Origin of the sequence: Flavobacterium sp. IB48 (assembly GCF_016405855.1) — a bacterium.
GTDB lineage: Bacteria > Bacteroidota > Bacteroidia > Flavobacteriales > Flavobacteriaceae > Flavobacterium > Flavobacterium ginsengisoli.
The window spans coordinates 1-2,669 of record NZ_JAEFCA010000018.1 but is presented as its reverse complement, the minus strand read 5'-3'; the positions used below and the strand labels follow the sequence as shown (position 1 = coordinate 2,669).

Below are 2,669 nucleotides of genomic sequence, written 5' to 3'. Positions count from 1 at the left end.
CTGCCTGCTACATGATGATTTCTACCCGTAAGTAACGCTGCCCTTGAGGCGCTGCATATTGCGGTAGTGTGAAAACGGTTGTATTTAATACCTTTGTCTGCTAATTTATCTAAATAAGGCATTGGAACAGGACCTCCGAAGGTTCCAGCCATACCAAAACCAACATCATCTAATAAAATTACCACAACATTTGGTGCGCCTTTCGCAAGTGAGGGAAGTTCAGGCCATGCCTGTTTCGACTTATCATAGGTACGTTCTACTTTACCTTTAAACGCAGGGTCGTCATACGGGAGTTTTTCGCCTGTGTTTTGTGCTTTAACACTTGTGAATAACAAAGCACCAAATGAGACCAACATAAATCTGATAATTTTTTTAGCTTTCATAATATGTGTTTTAATAAATTATTAAAAAAATATTTTAGTATTTCTCCACTATTGGAGGCATCCAGGTGCCGTCTATTACAGACTGTTTAGGTCCATAGGAACGCAGATAAACAGAAAAATGTCCCTTAGGTGCCGGAAGCCAGTTACTTTCTTTATCAGTCCCAGGCGATTTCGCCCCGGCATATAAAGTAAGCGAGCCATCTGCATTTCTTTTGAGGCTTTTGTTTTTTGTTCCTAGCGAATATCGCTTTAAAGAATTTGGATGAAAGAAATGATGATCATTATAAAGGGTCAAAGACCAAAATCCTTCAACAGGTGGTTCTTGTCCAGCTTTGAAAGTTACTTTATAAGAGTTGTTGCCATCGAGTTCTTTTCCTGAGCTGTCAAAATCAGTATAAATATATTTGGTTTCTGTATACACATTCTCATACATATTTGATTTTGATGTAGCGGTACGCACAAAGTAATCTACTCCAAAATCCGCATTATTTTTATCAGAAAACCAACCATTACCAGCCGGAACGCCATTGTATTTCCATTGTTTTAAAGGCTGGATCATTTCTTTATCGGCAGTTAGAGCAACCTCTTTTAAAACAGCCATCAAGGACGGGTCTTTTTTGGCAGCATCCAGCACAGCATTAATGGTAGCGTAAATACTTTCCTCTCCCTTTAAAGGAGGAACTTTTTTCATGATATCTGGCAACTGATCGAAAAAGGTAGCTGCCGGCACCCATTGAATTTCTTCATCACTGCTTTTGCCAGGCACAGGGAAATGAGGCACTTTTTTCCAGTCGATAGTTTTCATTTTTCCGTCAAATTCAGTAAGCGGGTAAGCCATTATTTGGTTCAAAACAGGCTGAATTGCTTTTCTGTCTTCGTCTGTATCATTTAGAAACACTCTCGGACAAAAAGCAGCCAGTTCTGTGGAAGATCGAAAAACCCCAGAAATACCAGCAGGTACTTTTCCTTTCCAGTTCGGACCAACCATTAAATAAAAACCGGGTTTGGTTCCATATTGTTTACCAAGTTTTGAAAATTCATCTGTTCTGGCATCCCATGCAGCATACACCCAAAAGCGATCGCCAAAATCCGGTACCTGCATTACCACGGGCATATCATCCAGAGAGCCATAACCCATGCCATAAGTAACATCCTGATTGGGACAGGCTACAAAGCGTTGGTCTGGTGCTATGTAATCTGTAAGCATTGCAATATGCCCCACAGGAGCATTAGGTAAAACACCTCCTCGCAAGCCAGGTTCAGATACTGATGTAAGTGCAACACGTCTGTTAAAACTATTTACAATAGGCCATCCCCATACGTAGGCAAACTGACCAATAGCACGAACATATTCCTTAGAAAATGTTGTTCCGGCAAAACTTCCTTTAAGATTAACTTTACTTGAATCAATGGAAGCATTTGTTGAATCTTGAGCAGTAACAGAAGTTTCATTCACTACAGTTTCCTTTTTACATGAAGTCATAGACACAATTAAGACACAGAGGCAAAACGATAATTTTCTCATAATATAAATATTTAAGTAATTGATTATAGTAACATTAATTAAATTTAAACTACTTTTTTATTATAACCGATTATTGTTGCCTTGGTTATGTTGCATTTTATAAAGTGAAACATCATTTCTTTAATGATGCAGGCATTCCATATGTAAAAATTGTATTTCTTAGCATTAGATTCAAAAGTTCGTCAACATTTATGAAAAAAAACCTGCCAAAGAGCAGGTTTCTCCGAACTAATAACTAACCAAAAACAAGAAATTTAAAATTTTTAATTATAAAATAATTAATTAAACATCTTACATTTTATTACATTTTTTATCATACCTAATAGAAATAGTATTAATCACAAATTACTCAAGGTCTTATCTCTATATTCTAAACCAATCCATTAATCGTTTTTTTCATAATGCATATTGCGTATCATATAAAATAAGATCTCTTCCTCTAATTCCTTTGATAAATTATCCGACTTTAACTTCGAATGAAAAAAATGCTCAAACTTTTTTTGATACTTCTTAGATTTTTTTGCAGCCCCGCAATACTGGTCGCATAAATTTTTAAATTTGTCATCACATAAATATAAGATTTTTATAGTTTCTATATATTCTACAAATTTTCCACTGTATAACTCTTCAGGAATAGACATAGTTTATTAATTTGGGTTCATACGATTCTCTCATTACAAGCAATCTCTTCTAATAGTTTAAAAAAAGCAGCTGACAAATTATTGGTATGAATTCCGAAAATCTCTCTATGAACCAGGAAA

2 protein-coding genes are annotated in these 2,669 nt (G+C 35.7%); both read right to left on the bottom strand.

What is annotated here, in order from left to right; all coding sequences use genetic code 11:
• On the bottom strand, positions 1 to 383 hold a 383-nt coding region (locus JC605_RS23540; protein WP_305069459.1), incomplete at its 3' end, for a sulfatase-like hydrolase/transferase.
• A 34-nt stretch (positions 384 to 417) separates the two neighbouring features.
• Positions 418 to 1,908: a DUF1254 domain-containing protein gene (locus JC605_RS23535; protein WP_198858518.1), complete on the bottom strand. Its 1,491-nt coding sequence runs from the start codon at positions 1,906 to 1,908 to the stop codon at positions 418 to 420.
• Positions 1,909 to 2,669 lie beyond the last annotated feature (761 nt).